At 44.3% G+C, this 21065-nt stretch carries 20 protein-coding genes; 11 read left to right on the top strand and 9 right to left on the bottom strand.

Annotation, left to right across the window (positions count from 1 at the left end; translation table 11 throughout):
- The first annotated feature begins 93 nt into the window (after nucleotides 1-93).
- Genes lnt through lspA form a run of 3 tightly spaced genes read left to right on the top strand, consistent with a single transcriptional unit; the run spans nucleotide 94 to nucleotide 2718 of the window.
- Nucleotides 94-1716: an apolipoprotein N-acyltransferase gene (gene lnt / locus VRU48_RS12655; protein WP_330108281.1), complete on the top strand. Its 1623-nt coding sequence runs from the start codon at nucleotides 94-96 to the stop codon at nucleotides 1714-1716.
- Nucleotides 1701-2201, top strand: coding sequence for a hypothetical protein (locus tag VRU48_RS12660; protein ID WP_330108282.1), 501 nt, complete (start codon nucleotides 1701-1703; stop codon nucleotides 2199-2201). The genes lnt and VRU48_RS12660 overlap by 16 nt, the downstream gene beginning before the upstream one ends.
- Before the next feature lies 1 nt (nucleotide 2202).
- On the top strand, nucleotides 2203-2718 hold the full coding sequence (gene lspA, locus VRU48_RS12665; protein WP_330108283.1) for a signal peptidase II: 516 nt from the start codon (nucleotides 2203-2205) through the stop codon (nucleotides 2716-2718).
- Between the two features lie 257 nt (nucleotides 2719-2975).
- Here lspA and VRU48_RS12670 read toward each other — a convergent pair whose 3' ends face one another.
- Nucleotides 2976-3557 carry a DUF4136 domain-containing protein gene (locus tag VRU48_RS12670; RefSeq protein ID WP_330108284.1) on the bottom strand — a complete coding sequence of 194 codons (582 nt, stop codon included), beginning with the start codon at nucleotides 3555-3557 and terminating at the stop codon, nucleotides 2976-2978.
- A gap of 179 nt (nucleotides 3558-3736) precedes the next feature.
- On the opposite strand from VRU48_RS12670, the gene VRU48_RS12675 reads away from it, so the two are divergent.
- Nucleotides 3737-4366 carry a hypothetical protein gene (locus VRU48_RS12675; RefSeq protein WP_330108285.1) on the top strand — a complete coding sequence of 210 codons (630 nt, stop codon included), beginning with the start codon at nucleotides 3737-3739 and terminating at the stop codon, nucleotides 4364-4366.
- A gap of 20 nt (nucleotides 4367-4386) precedes the next feature.
- On the opposite strand, the gene VRU48_RS12680 is transcribed toward VRU48_RS12675, so the two are convergent.
- Nucleotides 4387-6027 carry an NAD+ synthase gene (locus tag VRU48_RS12680; protein WP_330108286.1) on the bottom strand — a complete coding sequence of 547 codons (1641 nt, stop codon included), beginning with the start codon at nucleotides 6025-6027 and terminating at the stop codon, nucleotides 4387-4389.
- Nucleotides 6028-6088: 61 nt separating this feature from the next.
- Nucleotides 6089-6763: a porin family protein gene (locus tag VRU48_RS12685; protein WP_330108287.1), complete on the bottom strand. Its 675-nt coding sequence runs from the start codon at nucleotides 6761-6763 to the stop codon at nucleotides 6089-6091.
- A 112-nt stretch (nucleotides 6764-6875) separates the two neighbouring features.
- Here VRU48_RS12685 and gldB point away from each other — a divergent pair, with 112 nt between their 5' ends.
- From gldB to VRU48_RS12700, 3 genes are all read left to right on the top strand, one after another.
- Nucleotides 6876-7913, top strand: a complete 1038-nt coding sequence (gldB, locus tag VRU48_RS12690) for a gliding motility lipoprotein GldB (RefSeq protein ID WP_330108288.1) — start codon at nucleotides 6876-6878, stop codon at nucleotides 7911-7913.
- A 137-nt stretch (nucleotides 7914-8050) separates the two neighbouring features.
- Nucleotides 8051-8833, top strand: coding sequence for a patatin-like phospholipase family protein (locus VRU48_RS12695; protein WP_330108289.1), 783 nt, complete (start codon nucleotides 8051-8053; stop codon nucleotides 8831-8833).
- Nucleotides 8826-10133, top strand: a complete 1308-nt coding sequence (locus VRU48_RS12700) for a hypothetical protein (protein ID WP_330108290.1) — start codon at nucleotides 8826-8828, stop codon at nucleotides 10131-10133. Before VRU48_RS12695 ends, VRU48_RS12700 begins: the two co-directional genes overlap by 8 nt.
- Nucleotide 10134: 1 nt before the next feature.
- Here the strand turns inward: VRU48_RS12700 and VRU48_RS12705 are convergent, their stop codons facing one another.
- Entirely contained in the window at nucleotides 10135-10851 is a 717-nt protein-coding gene (locus VRU48_RS12705) for a 2-phosphosulfolactate phosphatase (RefSeq protein WP_330108291.1), read from the bottom strand.
- 76 nt (nucleotides 10852-10927) lie between these two features.
- Entirely contained in the window at nucleotides 10928-12007 is a 1080-nt protein-coding gene (gene gcvT / locus VRU48_RS12710) for a glycine cleavage system aminomethyltransferase GcvT (protein WP_330108292.1), read from the bottom strand.
- 409 nt (nucleotides 12008-12416) lie between these two features.
- Between gcvT and VRU48_RS12715 the strand changes: the two genes are divergently transcribed.
- The gene (locus VRU48_RS12715) at nucleotides 12417-13001 is read left to right on the top strand and encodes a cupin domain-containing protein (RefSeq protein WP_330108293.1); all 585 of its coding nucleotides are present in this window, start codon (nucleotides 12417-12419) and stop codon (nucleotides 12999-13001) included.
- A 350-nt stretch (nucleotides 13002-13351) separates the two neighbouring features.
- On the opposite strand, the gene VRU48_RS12720 is transcribed toward VRU48_RS12715, so the two are convergent.
- The 3 genes from VRU48_RS12720 to VRU48_RS12730 all read right to left on the bottom strand — a co-directional run bounded on the left by VRU48_RS12720 (nucleotide 13352) and on the right by VRU48_RS12730 (nucleotide 15812).
- Nucleotides 13352-14551, bottom strand: a complete 1200-nt coding sequence (locus tag VRU48_RS12720) for a glycosyltransferase family 4 protein (RefSeq protein ID WP_330108294.1) — start codon at nucleotides 14549-14551, stop codon at nucleotides 13352-13354.
- A gap of 16 nt (nucleotides 14552-14567) precedes the next feature.
- A complete protein-coding gene (gene rnhB / locus VRU48_RS12725) occupies nucleotides 14568-15179 on the bottom strand; it encodes a ribonuclease HII (RefSeq protein ID WP_330108295.1) in 612 nt (203 codons plus the stop codon).
- A 78-nt stretch (nucleotides 15180-15257) separates the two neighbouring features.
- Nucleotides 15258-15812 (bottom strand): dihydrofolate reductase family protein, encoded by a 555-nt coding sequence (locus VRU48_RS12730; protein ID WP_330108296.1) that lies wholly within the window; start codon nucleotides 15810-15812, stop codon nucleotides 15258-15260.
- 98 nt (nucleotides 15813-15910) lie between these two features.
- Here VRU48_RS12730 and VRU48_RS12735 point away from each other — a divergent pair, with 98 nt between their 5' ends.
- The 3 genes from VRU48_RS12735 (at nucleotide 15911) to VRU48_RS12745 (ending at nucleotide 19910) form a co-directional block, all read left to right on the top strand.
- Entirely contained in the window at nucleotides 15911-17341 is a 1431-nt protein-coding gene (locus VRU48_RS12735) for a prealbumin-like fold domain-containing protein (protein WP_330108297.1), read from the top strand.
- A gap of 50 nt (nucleotides 17342-17391) precedes the next feature.
- Nucleotides 17392-17988, top strand: a complete 597-nt coding sequence (locus VRU48_RS12740) for a carboxypeptidase-like regulatory domain-containing protein (protein ID WP_330108298.1) — start codon at nucleotides 17392-17394, stop codon at nucleotides 17986-17988.
- Between the two features lie 143 nt (nucleotides 17989-18131).
- Nucleotides 18132-19910 (top strand): peptidase associated/transthyretin-like domain-containing protein, encoded by a 1779-nt coding sequence (locus tag VRU48_RS12745; RefSeq protein WP_330108299.1) that lies wholly within the window; start codon nucleotides 18132-18134, stop codon nucleotides 19908-19910.
- Between the two features lie 66 nt (nucleotides 19911-19976).
- On the opposite strand, the gene VRU48_RS12750 is transcribed toward VRU48_RS12745, so the two are convergent.
- Nucleotides 19977-21065: an ABC transporter permease gene (locus tag VRU48_RS12750; protein WP_330108300.1), complete on the bottom strand. Its 1089-nt coding sequence runs from the start codon at nucleotides 21063-21065 to the stop codon at nucleotides 19977-19979.

A 21065-nucleotide genomic window follows, 5' to 3' on the forward strand; every position in this document is an offset into this window, starting at 1 on the left:
CCGTCATGGCGAGGGAAACAACAACGAAGCAATTTCTCTTCAAAGATTGCTTCTTCCGATAAATCGGGATCGCCATGACGAAATACTTCATCAATGAAATTAAACAAAAACTATCTGCTGGCCTTATGCAGCTCATTCTTGATGTGGCTGGCTTGGCCTCCGCATACCTGGTTCGCGCCTTTGCTGCTCATCGGCTTGGTACCTTTAATGATCGCCTTAGACCGCATTAGGCTACAACAAGCTCCCAAAACCGGTCGGCGCATCTTTTTAACCGCAGGACTGGCCTTTCTAACTTGGAACACGGCCTGTATTTACTGGGTTTTTAATGCCGTTAGCGCCTTCAATACCGGATTTACGGGCACCCTAGTTTCTTTCTTGGTTTCCCTCATCCCCTACGGTTTGGGCGCCTTGTTAATGACCTTTGCTTTTTGGTTGTATTACCGCTTAAGGCTAAGGGTAAATGCCTGGGTTGGCTATGCCGGATTGATCTGCTTTTACATTGCCTTAGAGTACCTGCACGAAAGCTGGGACCTGGCCTTTCCTTGGATGACCTTGGGCAACGGTTTTGCAGGCATGCACCAATTGGCCCAATGGTACGAATACACCGGTGTTTATGGTGGCTCATTGTGGATTTTATTGAGCAATATTTTGGCTTTCGAAGCCTACAAAAGCTGGAAATCGACAGAAAAAAAAGCATTCAAGCCTGTTTTGCTTTGGCTGGCCGTGGTGGTGCTGCCTATGTGTTTTTCATTGTACACCTACAACAGCTATCAAGAAAAGAAATTGCCGGTTAATGTGGTAACGGTACAGCCAAATATCGATCCTTACCAAAAATACGAGAGCATTTCGGCCAATGAACAGCTTCGCATCCTGACCCATTTATCTGATTCGGTGGCGCAGGTAAATACCGAATATTTCATCTGGCCCGAAACAGCCATCCCTAATTATACCGACGAAGACAGGGTTCGCGCCAATCCCGATTTCTTGGCTACCCAACAATTTTTAAACAAATACAAAAACGGCACGCTCATTACCGGCATCGAAAGCGTAAAATGGTACGACACCAAAAAAACCATTTCGGCCCAAGCAAGTTCAAATGGCATGTTCTACGATCACTTCAACTCGGCCATGCAGGTAGAAAACTCTGCCGAGGTGGCGTTTTACCATAAATCGAAGCTGGTTCCCGGTGCCGAGAAAATGCCGTTTCCTAAAGTATTTTCTTTCCTGACCCCGGTTTTTGCCGGATTGGGTGGCAGCGTATCGAGCTGGGGCTGGCAAGACGAACCCGAAGTTTTTTATTCGTACAGCGGCATCGGCGTTGCTCCGGTAATCTGCTATGAATCGATTTGGGGCAGCTGGGTGGGCAAATCGGTTAAAAACGGCGCCCAGTTTATTGCCGTAATTACCAACGATGGCTGGTGGGGCAACACCTCGGGCAAGGACCAGCACATGCTTTACGCCAAATTAAGGGCCATCGAAACCCGTAGATGGGTAGTCAGATCGGCCAATACCGGCATTTCGGGCTTCATTAACCAAAGAGGCGACGTGGTTAAAAAATCGACCTGGTGGACCAGAACCGCTATCAAAGCCGACATTAACCTTAACGATACCATCACCCCTTATGTAAAAAGCGGAGACCTGATTGCACAAATTGCAACGGTTTTGGGCTTCATCCTTGCACTTGTAATTCCTTTCAAAAAATGGGTAAAAAAATAATCCTATTGGCGCTCTTCGTTTGCGCCCAACTAGCCGGCCATGCGCAAGCTTATTTAAACAACCTTTACAAACAGGCCGACGAGATGGCAAAAGCCACCTTAAAAGAGGATTACCCCAGCTTGATGAAGTATACGCACCCTAGCGTTGTAAAAGCCATGGGTGGCGAGCAAAAAGCTGTAGCGACTTTAAAAGAAGGCATGCAAAAAATGAAAAGTGGCAATTTGAAGTTTAAAAACATGACCACTGGCAAAGCTATTCAGTGCGTTACAGCCAAAAACAGCATCCAATGCGTAGTGCCACAAGATGTGGATGTAAGCTTTGGAACACAAGCCGTTCATACCGCCGGCCATTTGTTCTGCATTTCCTACGATGGTGGCAAAAAATGGTACTTTTTTAACGCCAACAACACGGCCAGTGTACAAAAATTCCTGCCCGAAATGGATAAAAAAATAGTTATTCCTGAAGCAAAAGTTACCTATAAGTAAAATGATGCCACAAAGAAAGAACTTGAAATGGATATTGCTCCTGCTGATGGTTGCCCTTAATGTGGGTTGCGACCAGGTTTCGAAGAACATCGTAAGGCAGCGCATCGAATATGGCGAAACCATCAGTCTTGTTAAAAACTATTTTATTTTAACCAAGGTAGAGAATACGGGTGCGTTTTTAAGCGCCGGCAACGAACTGCCTACCCCCATCCGTTTTGCTTTACTTACGCTTTTGCCCCTGGCTGTTTTGGGCTACGGACTTTATTATTTGACAGCCAAGAAAGATTTGCCCAAACTAATGCAAATCGGATTATCTTTTCTGATTGGCGGTGGCATCGGCAATGTATACGACCGCATGGTGCATGGCTCGGTAACCGATTTTATGCACATGGATTTCGTGATTTTCAGAACCGGCGTATTCAACGTAGCCGACCTATCAATTATGACCGGTATAGCTATTCTTTTGATCCACTCGCTCAAGCATAAAGTAGTAAAGCCTGCCAGTACTTCATCTTAACAACATCAGTTGGCCACAGCTTAACAGATTATCAGTCGGGTTTATGACCAGCTCTTGTTGGTGTTCTTCACCAACAAACAATAAGTGCATAGCAATCTGTTAATCCCTGACTATTTGAAGCATAAGGCCTATAAAGCGATTAGATGCGGCCGGGCCTATTATCGGCTCTTGTTGGTGTTCTTCACCAACAAACAACAAGGAAAAACACTTGCGAAGTTTAAAACGGCATAAAGTTAAACTTCGCAAGTGTACCTAGCTTAAGGCAGTTTCTTAAAGATATTGGCCACTACCGTAGGAATATCGTTGATGGCTTTTTGAGGATTATTCACCTCGCCTTCGGCCCAGCCTCGCCAAATGAGTTTAGAACTTTTGCGCTCGATGATATCGATCATAATACTACCGGCTTTCACCTGCATTTTTCTGGCCCTGTTGCCTACATAAACCGGAAAAGGATCGGTATAGGCATAATAATAAACAGCCCTGCCCCTGTAATAGCCTACCCTAGGCGAAAGTCGTGGTGGCGGATTGTAATACATGGGCTCTTCGTAAACCTTGGTTTCTTTGTTCACCACCGCGGTGTATTTGATTAACAAATCGGGGTTACTGTTGCTGAGCGTTAATCCTCTTTTGTTGAGCTCTTCGCTCGCTGCATCTACAATTTTATCCGTTGCGATATCATTATCGTAAGTCGACGAAGCTTTAGACCTCGATTCGGGCAACCAAGCATAGGTTCTATATTTGGTCGAATTAACAGGTTTATTGCTCACCGAATAATAATCGTAGCTCGAACACGAGGCCAAACCGACCATCATGCCCAAGAGAACCAATATTCTTTTCATCTTCTGCATTGTTTAAATCCTTAATTAAGACCTATCGGCCTGCCTCAAGGTTTAACTAGAACAGTTCAATACGCTTGTAGTTTGATGTTTAAAAGCATTTTTAAGATGGATTTGACTTTGTGGCAGCAAGTCGCCATAATTAAAGATTTTTTCTATTTTAGTATAAACCTAAACTACTGATGAAAAACCTATCCCTAATCTTTGTATTGTTACTATGCCTATCAGGCTGCATTGAATTTTCTACTAGCAAGCACAAGCAAAAAGCTGTTGCGCAAGCCTCAAACCAGCCCTTAAAAACCGGCGATTCGCTAATCACTGTCAAGATAGCCGATTCGGGAGCTACCCTTGAAATCAAGACCAGTCAAGGCATCATAGCCACCAAAATTGAAGAGGCCAAACCCAACGAGCAACAAGAGTTGGCTCAAATTGCTCGGTTTGATGAAGATGTGCTAGCCCGCAGAACCGCTACAGCCAAGCTTAGCCAGCAAAAAGACCTTGCACAGGTTGCCCATTTCGACGAAGATTCTTTGGTGCGACGCCTTGCAGCCACTAAACTAAGCTTGCAAAAAGACTTGGCTCACATTGCCTTCTTTGACGAAGACGTACTTGTACGAAGAATTGCCACGGCAAAACTGATGAACGAGAAAGACCTTTTTCACGTAGCTTGCTTTGACAGCGATGTATTGACAAGAAAGATAGCCGTAGAAAAAATAATCAATAAAAACAACCTGCGCCACATCATGGCTTTCGACGATAACGAATCGATTGTTCAGCTGGCCAAACAAAGGCTGTTGGCCATCGCACCCTAAACCTGCCCGATTTTGTTTTATTAATCCATATACTTGCCTACAATCGGCATACGACGTCCCATGCCAAAGGCTTTCGGCGATACCCGTAAAATAGGTGGCGTTTGGTAGCGTTTAAACTCGGCCAGATTTACCATTTTGAGGATGCGCTTAACCAAAGCTTCGTCAAAACCTTGGGCAATAATGGCCTGCGATCCCTTTTGCATTTCGATATGCTGAAACAGGATCTGGTCCAAGATGCCATAATCAGGCAGCGAGTCGGAATCTTTTTGGTCGGGCCTCAACTCTGCCGATGGCGGTTTAACAATGGTGTTTTCCGGAATAATTTCGCCATCCTTATTGATATAGCGGGCCAGCTCGAAAATCTGCGTTTTGTAAACATCGCCAATGACGCCAATGGCGCCACACATATCGCCATACAAAGTGCCATAACCTACGGCGCACTCGCTTTTGTTGGAAGTATTGAGCAACACGTAGCCAAACTTGTTAGACATGGCCATCAGCACAATGCCCCGGCAACGCGCCTGGATGTTCTCTTCGGTGAGGTTAAAAGGCAGGCCTGCAAACGGCTTGGCCAACATGCTGTCGAAAGCATCAGCGGCTTGCTTAATTTCGATAATCTCGTGCTTGCAGCCAATATTATTCACCAAATCGAGCGCATCCTTAACCGAATGGTCTGACGAGTATTTGGAAGGCATTAAAACCGCCATTACGTTCTCTGGTCCCAAAGCGCGACAGGCCAAGGCGCATACTACCGCCGAATCAATACCGCCTGAAAGTCCCAATACTGCTTTTTTAAAGCCCGATTTCCAGAAATAATCCTGAATGCCCATCACCAGTGCATCGTGGATCTGCATGATATCGCTGGCCCGTTCTGGCTGCGGATATTTGTTCTTCACGTTTTGGATTTCCTCCAGGTCGAAAACCTGCAGGTCTTGCTCAAAATATTTCATTTCGGCCTTTACCGTTCCCGTTTCGTCGAAAACCAACGAACCACCGTCAAAAATAATTTCGGTTTGCGCGCCAACCTGGTTTACATAAAACAAAGGCAGCTGATATTTTTTGGCATTATCGGCCAATATCTGAATACGGTCTTCATCGTGACGGTAATTGAAAGGCGAAGCCGCGATATTCAGCATCAGGTCAGGCGATTCTTTAATCAGCTCGTCCATCGGACAAGAAACGTACAAAGGATTGTCGTTAATGTTCCAAAGGTCTTCGCAAATGGTCAGCGCTATTTTCTTGCCTTTAAATCCGATACATTCAAATTTGGTGTTCGGTTCAAAGTAACGGTACTCGTCAAACACATCATAAGTAGGCAACAAGGCCTTTCTCACCACGGCTTTCACTTTTCCGTTTTCGATAAAATAAGCGGCATTGTACAGGTCTTTTCCCGCCAACACTTCGTTTTTAATCGGCAAGCCTACCACACAGGCGATATCGGTGCAATGGACAGCAATTTCTTGCGCTGCCTTTTCACACAGGGCTACAAAATCTTCAAATTCCAAAAAATCGCGGGGCGGATAGCCACAAATGGCCAGCTCGGCAAACACCACCAAGTCGGCTCCCTTGCTTTTGGCCAAGCCAATATGTTCGATAATTTTTTGGGTATTCTGTTCAAAATTACCAATGTGGTAGTTCAGTTGTGCCAGTGCTATTTTCATTGCTTAGATATGAGTATTGCGTATTGAGATGTGGGTATTGCGATTTGAGGTAGATTTAAGGCTAGAAAAATACACCTACATTAACTCCAACGTAATGGTTTCTTACCGAATTATCGCCGTACGAAATTACGTTGGTAAAGCCATTGTTCAGGGTCAAGCCCATCATCAAGCTGGTTTTGCCGTCAAGGTCAAACTCTGCGCCACCACCGATAATCAATCCGGCACGATAAAAACGTGTCCAATCTTTGATATTTTGGTTATGCGCAACGCCAGTACCATTAACTTCGGCATCTTGTTTGGCGCCAATTTTAAAGTCGTTCGATAAACCGAACTGGCCGTACCAGCGTAAATCGCCGATTTTAGCCGTTTTCAGTTTTATGGTTAAAGGCACTTCGATGTACTGCATTTTATATTTCAAATCGTATGCTACCGGATTGCTGCTGCTTACTGATTGATGGTAAGGCATGGCATTGATCTGCGTGGTTTTGCCATTGATGGTGGTAATGGTAAGGCCTGTGGCAAAGCTGTAGTTTTCGGCAAAGTTAAAATCGCCCATCAGGCCATAAGAAAAGCCCAGGCTTAAACCATTTCCCTTGCCATTCTCGGCTTTCATAAAGCCAAACGTAGGATGTGCGGTTAAACCCAGCCTGAAGCCATAATAAGGCGAAGCATATTGTTGTGCGTTCAGATTAAGCGCAAAAAGCGCGAGTAGAATTGCGAATACGGTTTTTTTCATTTGTGTTTAATTTACTTTGATCAAATGGGACCCCTCCTCATTTTAGCCATTTTGCAAGGCGATTTGAAAAATGATGAGGTTTCCTGTAATTTGGGAGTTATATTTGTTTTTAATGAGCTATAACGTAAAATACCTTCAAATCTATCTATTTTTTCTGTGTACGATTGCATTTTTTTCATGCAAAACAAGCAATAGACCTGATGTAAGCCACATTAAGCTGGATATAAAAATACAACGTTTTGACCAAGATCTTTACCAAGGCAAAAATAAAGACGTTCAGCAGACAGATGCCCTACTTCAAAAAAAATACGGCTACTTTTACGACGATTTTGTGCGACGCATGGTGGGCAGTCCAGACATGAAAGGCCCTGAAGTATTGAACATCCTTTACAAAGACCAGGCCTATACCGACCTGAGCCAAGAAGTAGACAGCGTTTTCCCCAATTTAAAGGCTACCGAAAAAGAGCTGACGCAAGCCTTTAAACACATCAAATATTATTATCCAAAGGTTAAAGTGCCCCGTTTTGTAGGCTTTTTATCGGGCTTTTCTTATCAAGTTCTATTGGGCGACGATTATATGGGCATTGGCTTGGATATGTTTCTGGGCAAGAACAGCAAATTTTATGGCGCCCTGATCGAAAGCATTCCACTATACCAGTCGAGGCGCTTTGAACCCGCCTACATCGTCCCCCGGGTAACCGAGGTTTTTGCCCACGAGGAGCTTTTTAAAGAACGCGACAACGACCAGAACCTGTTGGCCAAAATGATTTACAATGGCAAGATCCTTTATTTCATGGACCAGGTATTGCCAGAAACAACCCCAGATTCGGTTAAAATAGGCTACACTACGCAACAAATGAACTGGAGCAAGCAATATGAAGGCAATGTTTGGGGCTATTTGCTCGAAAATAACCTGCTTTTTGAAAGCGATTACCAAAAGATACAGGTTTATGTAAACGATGGACCTTTTACGCCGGGTTTGGGCGAAAAAAGATCGGCAGCACCAAAACTGGGTGTATGGATTGGCTGGCAGATTGTAAAAAAATACATGGCCGAAAACCCGGAGCTTACCCTGCAACAACTCATGGCCGAACCCGACCCGCAAAAAATCCTGTCGAAATCGAAATACAAACCGAAGGAAAACCAGTAAACAGTTGGCGGTTTTCAGTTGGCAGTTTTCAATTGGCAGCTGACAGTTTTCGGTTAGCAACAAAACAAAAGGCAACATGGAAGGTGTAAGGCTGTACTTTTCAATCTTACAACCTTCAAACATTTAAACAATGAAACATGAAAATAGGCATAGTTCTATCTGGCGGAGGCATTAGGGGCATAGCCCATTTAGGTATTCTGAAGGCCTTTATGAATGCCGGCATCCACTTTAGCATGGTCAGTGGCACCAGTGCGGGCTCTATTGCCGGTGCTTTTTATGCTGCAGGGATTGACCCAGAAGAAGGGCTGAACATCTTTATCAAGACCAAGCTATTGCGGTTTATCCGTCCGGCAATCGGTTCTTTAGGGCTCATCAATATCGAAAATACGGCCGAAATGCTGAAAGAGTATTTCCCGCACGACCGGATAGAGGAGCTGAAAACCCCGTTGACCATTTGTGCCACCAATTTTAGCGAAGGTGTGGCCACTTATTTTACCGAGGGTCCGCTGATTAGAGCCATCCAGGCTTCGAGCTGCATTCCGGGTATTTTCAGGCCGATTATGATTGATAACCAGATGTACGTAGATGGCGGCATTCTCAATAATTTTCCGGTAGAACCTTTGCTCAACCACTGCGACTACATCATTGGCTCTTCCTGCAACCACTTAAAACCTGTAGAAAAGATTAGCAAAATTACGCAACTGATGCAAAGGGCGGGCATCATGTCTATCAACCACGACATGGAAGTGAAAGCGAAGTACTGCGACCTTTTGATCGAACCCAAAGGCATGGGCGAAATCAATACTTTCGATATGAAAAAGGCGGAAAGCATTTATTGGGTTGCCCACGAAGAAGCTCTAAAAGCCATTAAACAGAGCGAACTGATCCAAGAACTCATAGCACAACAGCAGCATGGTTAAAGACATAGGCACTAAAACCGTTAAGAGCAGACTCAAAAGCTGGCATTTAGCCATTATTACCTGTCTTCTTTTGATTATTTTTGGATTGGCAGCCGTGGTGCTGTCATTGGACAAAATGACGGCTCTTTTGCTATTGGTAGCACTGATTGCAAGTTATTTTATTGCGACTTTTATAACCCGAGCGGACACCACTTTGAGCATATCAAACGGTTTTCTCCATATCCATCAACATTGCAAACCGTTAAACATTACCCGCGAGTTCGAAATGCCGCTAAGCAACATCAGGGGCTTTGCCATTAACGAAGTAACCAGGGGAAGCCGGGCCTTGTTCATTTACCTCAATGATTTCGATTACCACAAATTTCCATTGCTAAACTTCGACGAAGAAATGGGCCTAGCTTCTTTTCTAAGAAAGTTATTGAAGGAAATCCACAGCAGTTCAAATCCACTTTTTCCAACCTTTGGTTCGGCTTATGTGTTTGCCTTGAAAAGAACGGGCATTTTTCTTTTGCTTTACTTGGCCATAGCCCTGCCTATTTTTAAATATGCCATAGACCATGATTTTTCAGATTCTGATTTATTCTTTGGAACGATAGCCTTATCCTTACCAATCTGGTGGTTTATAGTACGCCAGCCGGTTAAACGCCATTATTTTAGGTTTGGGGCTTTTTTTTGGTTTAGCAACTTCGTTATTTACTTATCGGTGCTGATTCTTATTCCGATCAAAAATGATGCGATCAACTATTTCTCCAAGCCTGCTCATTTAGCACAACCATCGCAATTATTCGCCAAGGCACCAAGTTTGCTCTATACCTTCGACAAAGTTAGCTTTGGCCCTGATAGCGTTTTGATTTCAGACTACAATGAGGGAAGTAACAAAGGCCTGAGTGTTCCGGTAAGGCACCATTTTGTTACACCATTGGGCAATGGAGAGCCCATCAAGGGAAATGGCGTGTATGATTTGTGGCTTGTTCAAGAGTATAAGCAAGACATCGAGAAATCTAATCCCGAAGATGTGCAGCAAACACAAATCCACGAGTTTCATCAGGAAACTGAAAAGCAATTTATAGCAACCTTTAGCGAAAAACCTACGTTTTATGAAGCTGGGTTCGACAATCGGAATATTTATCGGTTAATTAGTTCCAGCTTAAATTATAGTCGCCGCAGCGTGATTTTGGAACCGCATTGGGAAACCTTAGCAGCCTACAGAAAAGAATTATTGAAGGACATCCTTTTAGCTATTGCCGGCATTATAGGAGCTAACCTATTGGGTTGCCTTTTTATTGCGATTAACCGCTAGGTTAATGGTCAAGCTTGACCAGCTTTTCGCCAATCAGTACGGGAATAGCTTGGCAAATATCAAGCTTTAGACAAAACTGCACATCGTCTTCTATGTTGAGCTGGGCCAAACGGTGGCTATGCGATGATTTATGCAGGTAGGTACGCAAATCGTCTTTGGCCATCAGGTACATGTCTTCGGCCACTACGCAGGCATCGTCAAAATGCACAAAATCCTGACGCAGTTTGTTCACTACCGCTCCGGCAAACAGGGTATCTTCGAGGTTAAATTTGTCTTTCCAGCCGGCACAAAGCAACAACACATCTTTGTCTTGTGCTTTTAACCATGTTGTTAATGCCGTTAGGTTAAGAAAAGAACCTACCACCACCTGATGCGCACGTGCATGAGCCAGGTGCATGGCCTTGGTGCCATTCGTGGTGGTAAGCACAATGGTTTTACCTGCCACTTTGGCTGCGGTGTAAGAAAATGGCGAATTGCCGAAATCGTAGCCAGCAACCACTTCCCCGTTCCTTTCGGCGGCCAAAAGATAGCCTTTATCGGCATAGGCCAAGCAGTCTTCAACCTGCGCAACCGGAATAATGGCTTCGGCGCCGTTGTCAATGCCATAGGTAATAGATGAGGTTGCCCTTAAAATATCGATGACGACTACAATGCTTTTTTCAATATCGTAAAGATGGAGCAAGGCAGGCGTAAGGCAAACTTCTATGGTTCTTGACATTTTTTGGAGTGGCGTTTAGGGTATAGCGTAAAGCGTTGCATAGTTAACGCCTTACGCCATACGCTTATCTCTTTAGTTATTTATAAAATGGAAACTTAACAACTTTCGCTTTGATTTTGCTGTTTCTGATATCGATAAAGATTTCAGTGCCTTCTTTGGCCATCTCTTTATTAACATAGCCCATGCCAATGGCTTTTTGCAATGACGGCGACTGCGTTCCAGAAGTAACCTTGCCAATTACGTTGCCCAAGGCATCAACAATTGGATAATCGTGACGCGGAATACCGCGGTCAATCATTTCAAAACCAATCAGTTTACGTTGCACACCGGCTTCTTTTTGTGCCAACAAGGCTTCCGAATTGGTAAATGGCTTGGTAAACTTGGTAATCCAGCCTAAACCTGCCTCAATTGGCGAAGTGGTATCGTCAATATCGTTGCCATACAAACAGAAGCCCATTTCCAAGCGCAGGGTATCGCGGGCACCCAAGCCAATTGGCTTAATGCCGTAAGCCGCACCTGCCTCGAAAATGGCGTTCCAGATTTTGTCGGCATATTGGTTTTCGAAATAAATCTCAAAACCGCCTGCACCAGTATAACCCGTAGCCGAAACCACTACGTTATCTACACCGGCAAAAGTGCCTTTTTTAAAGCTATAGTATTCCATCGAAGCCAAGTCGATATCGGTTAGGCTTTGCAAAGCATCAGCGGCTTTAGGCCCTTGGATAGCCAAAAGCGATGTTTGGTCGGAGATATTGTGCATCTCTACATTGGCCGTATTGTATTTTTGGATCCAGTTCCAATCTTTCTCGATGTTAGAGGCATTAACCACCAACATGTAGGTTTTCTCGTCGATGCGGTAAACCAACAAATCGTCAACAATACCGCCTTCGGTGTTAGGCAGGCAAGAATACTGCACTTTGCCATCGTACAATTTAGAGGCATCATTGCTGGTTACCCTTTGGATCAGGTCTAAAGCATTTTCGCCTTTAAGGATAAACTCGCCCATGTGGCTCACGTCGAAAACGCCAACGGCAGTTCTAACGGTAGCATGTTCGGCATTTATTCCTTCGTATTGCACGGGCATGTTGTAGCCTGCAAACGGCACCATTTTGGCACCTAATGAGATATGTTTTTCGGTTAACGCAGTATTTTTCATCTAAACTGATATGATTTTTGATATTTGGTGGCCAAAAATACTAAGAAAAGCGCAATGTTTTGATGCGAAATGATAATAAGGATATTCTTCTTTTCTAGATTGGAATTAATTTGTGTCACAGGTTCCAAAAACTGGTTTTTAGGCTACTTTAATTATTCCTGCAAAGCACCGCCATTCATACGTTGTCTTGTTTGTAATGCATTTATTTCTTTTGCTTCTCGCATCGGAGGCGTCAACTGAAAACATCGATAAATTTGGTTCCCCTCAGCTATCTGATGAGCGATCAGTAAAGATAATTTATGCCTAATTTGAGAATAAAAAAATTTGTATATTTAAGATTTTCAAGCAATTAATTCTAATTTTTAAATAATGCTTTATGGATCAAAACCATTTTTCCAGACGTAGGCTCATGCAACTATTAACAACCACTATGGTTGGCAGTGCTTTTTATCCAAAACTGAACGCAGGCACATCTTATCTATTTGATGACGACAAACAGGGCAAGCCTAAGCCCGTTTTCATTGCACCGGGAGCAGGTGACAAGGGAAGATTTGGTGGTGCTAACATTACTTTCAAACTTGACAAATCGCAAACATCAGGCAATCTCGGAAGTTCTGAAATTATTTTACAGGCAGGACATTTAGGAGCTCCGCCGCATCATCATAAAGGCTTTGACGAAATTTGTATTGTACAAGAAGGTGTATTAAATATTTTAGTTGGCGAGGAAGTATTTGAAGTAAAGGCGGGCGGTTGGCATTTACGGCCAAGAGGAATCACACATACATTTTGGAATAGTGGTACGACACCTGCTAAATTTATTGAGTTGTACTCACCAGCAGGACACGAAGCTTATATGAAAGCCTTAGCAAAACTTTTTGAGGACGGCAAAAAACCTCAACCCGACGACTTAGCAAAACTTGCCGACAAGTACGATATTGTTTTTGAGTTTGAAAAATTAAAAGGAATAATGGACAAGTATAAAGTTCATTTGTAAGACAAGACATGCTTACAACAAACGGTTTGGCGACATCTAAAATCCATTTATTTTTCCAATCAAGCTCAATGCGAAGCGGGCATTAGCAATCAAATTCTCCATCAATTTGCCCCCTCTTCTTCAAGGTCAAAATACCAGATACAGCGACCCGGATGTATCGTCCATTCTGTTTTTTGATCGGAAATTTCGGAAATTTGCTGCCCAAAACTGCCCCGAAAATCCGGCCACCACTAAAGATACGAAGGAAGAGAATTGAAAATGACTTAGCTTAGGCTGAACTGGCCAAGGTTTTCGATGTAAGTGCCGATTGCGAATCTATTTGCCCAGCCTTTTCAGGATGAAAGCGTTCATCAATACAACAGTTTTTCATAAATTTCGAACATTCGCTTGGCATTCGAATAGATTTCATGGTCACGTTCTACGGTTTTGCGGGCATTTTTGCCAATTTCGCGCCAGCGGTTGGGCTGGGTAATGCACTGCAGAATGGAGCGGTAAAATTCGTCGGGCGTATCGGCAATCAGGATGTCTTTGCCCGGTTCGCAATTGATGCCTTCGGCCGCCATGGTGGTGGCAATGATGCATTTCTGCATGGCCATGCCTTCAATAATCTTTACGCGCATACCGCTTCCCGACAAGAGCGGGACAATCATAATGGCCTTAGAATTCATAAACTCGATGGCATCAAACACCTCGCTTTCCACAATCAGGTTTTCCGAATCGTACTCAAAAAACTGCTTCTGCATGTTCTTGCCTGCAATGTAAAAGCGCAGTTCGCCGCTTAGCGTTTCAATGTCGGGCCAAATTTCGTCCAAAAACCATTCGAGCCCCTCTTTGTTGGGCCGCCAATCCATGGCACCCAAATGGAACAAGGTTGGAAAGCTGGTTTTCTTTAAATCGACGTGGTATTTATCAAAATCGATGGCTACCGGAAAAACATCCAAGCGGGTTTGGCAGCCCATCAACAAAATCTGTTGCCTGTCGGGATGGCTGATGGCAAAAACCTGGTGAAAGCGGTTGAGTTGCTCGGTTTCGTAAACCTTGAGCCTCCTCGACAAAAATTCGAGGTATTTGCGTCTTGGCCTAAACTGCTCTCTGGCCGCCAGGCGTTCCCATACATCGTACTCGATATTATGCGCCCGATAAACCAGCTTGGCCTTGCTGTTTTCCTTTACCGTATCTAAATAAGGTACCACATAAAGCCCTTCAAACTGGATAATGTCAAACTCGTGTTCGCGCAGGATATTCTCTAAAAGCCTGGCCGCGTCATCGTCGTAAAAACGCGAAACATTGTACGATTGATTGGAGAAGATGTTAAAAAAGGCGCCCCAAATATTAACCTCGGTATCGATATTATACGAATGAAAGCCAATCTGTTCGAAAACCGGATCGTAAATATCGTCGATATCGACCCTGTTCTTAGAGCCATTGATGCTGAACAAAGTAATTTCGGCACCCAATTTTAGCAGCCCTTTGATGGTATTGTACACCACAATAGGATAGCCGCTGTTGGGCGGAAAAGGAACCCGATAAGTTAAAATAAGGACTTTCACGCAATGAAATTACGAATTATCCTTGTTCTTCGAAAGGGAGGCTGAGTTGCGGATCGCTTACATTAAAAGTTTTACGGTGAAATGGCGATGGGCCGATTTCCATTACGGCTCTGCGGTGGGCAATGGTTGGATAGCCTTTGTTTTGGTCCCATTTATAGGCCGGATAATCAATTGCTATTTTAGCCATAAACTCGTCGCGATGCGTTTTGGCCAAGATGGAAGCGGCCGCAATATTCAGGTATTTGCCGTCGCCTTTTACAATGCAGCTATGCGGAATTTTAGGGTAGGCCTTAAAGCGGTTGCCATCTATCACCAAATACTCGGGCTGTACCTTTAACTGTTCAATAGCACGGTGCATGGCCAAAAAAGACGCGTTTAAGATATTGATGCGGTCAATTTCTTCGTGGTCTACCGCGGCAACTGCCCAAGCCAAGGCTTCCTTTTCAATAATCGGGCGCAGTTCGTCGCGTTGCTGATGGTTTAATTGCTTAGAATCGTTCAGCCCTTCCAAATAGAAATCGCGTGGCAAGATCACAGCAGCGGCAAAAACCGGTCCGGCCAAACAGCCTCGGCCCGCTTCATCGCAGCCTGCTTCTATTAAATCTACCTGATAGCTATTGAGTAACACGATGCAAAGTTAACAGTTTTCAATTGGCAGTTGGCAGTTTTAATGATCAATTTTTGCTGGCAGGCCATCGTTATTGCCTCAAATCTTTTCATACCGCAATGCGATACAGCCACTAGGCAGGGTTTGCGATGCCGTCAATTTTAAGTGCTGATTTTCTGGCAGTAACATTTCGGCAAACAGACGCCTGCCCTGGCCAACCAGCACCGGATGAACCAGGATATGGAACTCGTCTACCAAACCCCATTCTATCAATTGGGCAGGCAGCTCTATCCCACCGGTAGATATCGCTTTGCCAGGTTGCTGCTTGAGCTTGATGATTTCTTCTTTCAGGTTATCATGGATGATGGTGGTTTGCTCATCATCTACGCTACTGATGGTTCGCGACACCAGTACACGCTTAAGACGGGCAAAAGTTTTGGCAAAGGCATTTGCCGTTTCGTCCATTGCTTGTGTTTGTGCTACCTCGGGCCAAAAAGGCACCATCAACTCATAGGTTTTGCGCCCATAAATAATCAGGTCGGCACCTTCCAGCAGTTCACTGAAATATTGGTGTATATCATTTCCGCCACTAAACTTGGTATGATCGCAACAACCATCCAAGCTTATGTTGATCCCATAAATAAGCTTTCTCATCGAACAGGTTTTAGGTATTAAAATTAAAGAAATCATCACTAAGGGGGTAACATTTTTTCCTCCGTGTTGATATCGTATTAAATCAAACAAAACTGAACATGAAAAAGTTATTCATCATTTTAATATTCTTGTTTCCAATTTGCTTAAATGCACAGGAAAACAGACCCGGCAATCCGATTGGAGGCATTATTGTAAAGGGAGGCAAAAACCCCGGTGGCAACATGTTGTTATCGCTTGGCGGTGGATTAAACAGTCCGAGCGGCAACGGCAAAACAAATGCAAACCTGGTTAACAGTTACGCCCTTAATGCCAATGTTTACGTACCCTTGTTTGCCAAGGGCGATCATGGAACGTTGGCCGGCGAAACCTCTCATTTTTTCACTGTTGGCGTAAATGCCGGTGGCGAATATTTTTCGGGCAGCAAAGCCTATGATTTAAACACTTTGCCAGCTTACCAAATTACCGGACAAAGCGCTGCGCCAAGCCTTGCATTGAATAATAACCAGAATAAACAGCATGGCTTCAGGGCCGAAGCGGGTGTTCAAGCCAATTTTTCTTTTGGTCAGCTTACCCTTTCCCCTGGTGTAAATGCAGGTTATTTAAGGTTGCAGCAAAACGCGCTTAGCGTAACACAAAGCAGTTCGGTTAACGGCAAAACCTACAGCAAGGAAATCTATAGCCGAGAAGCTGTTCAAACAACAGGATTTGCCCTTGCACCCAAATTGCGCGTGGCTTATTTCCCAGGCAGGTTCGGGTTTTATGTAGAAGGCAACTACACCAGCGGACCGACCGTTAACAGTGAAGCCATGTTGTTTAAACCTCAGGGCAATGCCAATGCCGATGGTTTTTACAGTCAAGACCAATTGGCCATGGGCAATATAGAGCGCGTAAGCCAAAGCACCAAATACAGTGGCTTTGGGTTAAGCATTGGTGTAAGCATTCCACTTGGAAAAAGCATCAGCGAACCAGGCGTAAAAAGATCAGCAGCACGTGCATCAGATAAGTTGCCACCAAGAACCTACACCGGAGGCCGTAAAAACGAAGCGGTAGCCATGACAGCTGGCAATCCAATTGGAGGCATTATTGTAAAGGGAGGCAAAAATCCAGGCGGAAGCTCAATGACCTTAATTAGCAACGAAAAGGGCGAGTTCGACTTTACGATAACCGAGGCCGGCAACTATAAATTTGCCATCAGTGAGCCTGACCAACCACAGGGCAGAAGCATTAGCGAAAAGGGCGTTAAAAGAACCGAAGGATCTGCTGCCCGACAAACACAGGGCAAAACCTTCGGCGAAAAAGTAAGTCAAGGTTTGGCCATGACTACTGGAACCCCAATCGGTGGCATCGTCGTGAAAGGAGGCAAAAATCCGGGTGGAAATCTAATGACGGTAACGACCAATGAACAAGGCGAATTCGAATTCAAAAACCTAGATGCCGGAGAATACAAATTCACCATCACTGCTCCGGAAGGCCAGGGCAAAAGCATCAGCGAAAAAGGTGTTTCGAGCACCAAAAGCCGTAAAAACTAAGCCCTTAAGTAGCCACAATTTCTTATATTGTGGCTACTTAATTTATGGCGATGAAAAGTATATTTCTTGCAAGCGTTTTTTTATTGGCCAGTATCGTAATCGAAAGTGGCAACAAAACACCAATCGAAAGCACAGGCGCTCCCAAAGACCAATACTGCGATTACTGCAAGGCAGATTTTCCGGAAACGCATTTTCCCTGCCTGCTCAAAGTGGCCAAAGCTAAAATAAACACGAGAAACGGACGGGTTGAATTTGCCATCGGACAGCCTATTACCGGAATTTTGGTAAGAATGGAGAAAAACGGTATCGATAGCCTGAGCTTAACCCCAAACGAAAAAGGGGAAATAGAATTGAACAACTTGCCACAAGGCAATTATAATTTTAAGCTAACGCTACCATTTACCAATCCAAAATCAGAATTTGCCGGTCGGCCAATTGGTGGTGCCATTTTAAGCATCGGGAAGAAAGGCACTAAGCTTAACTTTGGCATGATCAGCAATGCCAACGGAGATGTACTATTGGGCCATCTCGAAGCCTCCGACTACAAGCTCATCATCACCTCGCCTACCGATGCAGAAAGAACCAGCCCTTTGTACCGCTCGTATTTTTTAGAGAATTTTAGCCCAAATTTTAAGGGGAATAGGTAAATCCTGCTCTTTATAAATATTGTTCAGACTTTACCCATTTCATTCCACCGAAAAAAGACGGCCAACAAGACATAAAGAATTTTCACAAAAAGGGGTAACATTTATACCGTTTTATTGATATCAATAAAACAACCTTTTAAACCATGAAAAAATTAACTTTATGCTTAACCGCTTTAATCTGTTTCTTGATTACCAGTTGCAAAAAGGACAACGCTGGCGGACCAACTATCAATCCTCCGACAACATCCGATGCAACCTTTGCAAAAAACTTTGGCAATACGGCCAACCGCGATTTTATAGGCCAAGTTATTGATGCAACCCATAACCCTATTCCTGGTGTAAATGTAAAAATCGGTTCTTCAACAGCCCAAACTGATGCCAACGGTATTTTCTCCATTAAAAATGCGAGCGTTTATGAACAGTTTGCCTTTATAACTGCCACCAAAACTGGCTACCTGAACGGCTCGAGGGCATTGGTACCTACTACAGGCACAAACAATGTCAAGATTATGCTATTGTCAGCTACCGTTACCACAACCGTAAATACAGGTACAACAAGCACGGCGAGTTTAGCCAATGGCACAAAAATAACTTTCGATGGTGCTTTTAAAACCGAGACTGGTACCAGCTATACCGGTGCCGTAAGTGTAATTGTTAACCACCTCGATCCGGCAGATGCCAATTTGGCCTCCAAAATGCCTGGTATGTTATTTGCCAAAAGCACCAACGGCGATCCCAAATTGCTGGAAACCTATGGCATGGTAAATGTTGAATTAAGGGGAAGTGCCGGAGAGAAGCTACAGCCATCAAATACTGCACAAATTGAATTTCCGATTACTGCATCCCAACAAGGCAATGCGCCAGCTACTATTCCGCTTTGGCATTTTGATGAGACCTTGGGCTATTGGAAAGAAGAAGGCAGTGCTACCAAAACCGGTAATAAATACATAGGAAGTGTTAAACACTTTTCTTGGTGGAATGTGGATGCCTTATTGGATTATGTTAACCTAAATTTAAAAATTGTAGATGGTAGCGGAAACCCACTCAGTAATGTGAGCACGGCCATAGTTAGGGGCAATTATACCACAAACCCAGGCTACACCAATGCCAACGGCGAAGTGAGTGGGCCTGTACCTAAAAATGAAACTTTAACCCTTAACATTATCAACGATTGCGGAACAGTAGTGAGTTCGCAAACCATTGGTCCTTTCGCCACAAATACAACACTGCCCAACATTGTGGCAAATATTCCGGCAGCGCAAACTACCCTGGTTAGTGGCCTGCTTAAAAAGTGCGACAACAGCAATGTAACCAGTGGTTATGTTTCGGTAAACTATAATGGCAGAACCTACTTAACCAGTGTAAGCAACGGAAACTTCAGCATTCGCTTGTTAACCTGTAGCGCAACTTCCTTTACCCTCATTGGACAAGACTTAGACAATAACAAAAACACCGGAACCACCACCTATACATTGGCCTACCCCAGCTTAAATGTGGGAAGCCTATTGGCCTGCAATACCAGTACGGAGTCTATCAGCTATCAAATAGACAACATGGCGCCAAAAGCCTTGTACGCCAATATCAGTGCCATAGTTACAGGTAACGGGTTTCAGATTGATGCCAATACACCCGGTCAAAACGACCAGATCACAATAATCGGCAACCCAATTACTCCGGGCTCATACAGTTCGACAAGCTCCAGCTACCAACTTGCCGGCATAGGCCTAACATCGGTTCTTGGCTCAACCATATCGCAACAGAACATTACTTTTGTGCTAACCAATGTGGGGGCCGTTGGACAGTATATCGATATTAGTTTTAGCGGAACCTATACTGAAATGGTCATGCTCGGCGGGTCGATGCAGGCAAGTCCGATACCGCGTACCATCAGCGGCACAGCTCACGTCATAAGAGACAATTAACCATAATAATTTCAGGAAAGCCTCTCCAATCCTCCATTTTAACGAATGGGGGATTTTTAGGTTGGACTACACGCTCACATTCTGCCCTTTTACATCAAAGGCATCTCGCAGGCCAATGGCCAACAGGTTAAAGGCATAAACGGTAAACATGATGGCCAATCCGGGTAATACAGCCAGGTAAGCCGCATCCATAATGATATAGCCATAGTGTTCTTTAATCATAGTGCCCCAGCTCGGCATAGGCGGTTGTGCACCAAAGCCCAAAAAGCTCAGACCGGTTTCGAGCAGAATAGCTGAAGCAAAATTGGCCGAGGCTACCACTAAAATAGGACCGGCAATATTAGGGAGAATATGTTTAACGATAGTTCGGGTAGTTGAAAAGCCCAAAGCCTTTGAAGCTTCTACAAACTCCACTTCCTTGAGGGCCATGACCTGTCCGCGCACCAAACGCGCCACATCTACCCAGGTAGAAAGCCCTACGGCAATAAAAATCTGCCAAAAGCCTTTGCCCAAGGCGAATGAAATGGCAATAACCAACAACAGCGACGGCAAGGACCAGATCACGTTCATAAACCAGCTGATGATGGCATCGACCCTACCTCCAAAATAACCGGCAATGGCGCCTAGCCCCACCCCGATAAACAAAGAAATCAATACGGCCATCAGGCCAACAGAAAGCGAAACGCGGATACCCAAAATCAAACGGCTCAGCAAATCGCGGCCATACATATCTGTACCCAGGTAAAAGGTTTGTTTGTAATGATCCTTTTCGGCAACAAATGGATAGGCAGTTTCTTCCGCGCGCTCATCGTCGCCAATGTATTCTCGCACAAAAACCTTGTTGCCCACTTTGCGATAAGAAGTAATCGGGATGCTTTTCGAATCTGCTTCCTGCCCGTACAACATCCGTTCAAACAGGTTAACTTTTTTGATATTCTTTTTAGAACTGATGACCAAAAACTCGAAAGTGCGTCCTGGCTTTTTGTTGCTCAGCTGCAGGTGCATGTCGTTGGCATAAGGTGTTTGATCAGGCGTAATCAAATAACCCAAAACGCCCATGATCAGCAGCAATGCAATAAAAATAAGCCCGCCAAAGGCCATTTTATTGCGCCTAAACCGGTTCCATATTTTTTTTGAGGGACTGTTGCTGCTCAT

This window comes from Pedobacter albus (assembly GCF_036324255.1).
Lineage (GTDB): Bacteria > Bacteroidota > Bacteroidia > Sphingobacteriales > Sphingobacteriaceae > Pedobacter > Pedobacter albus.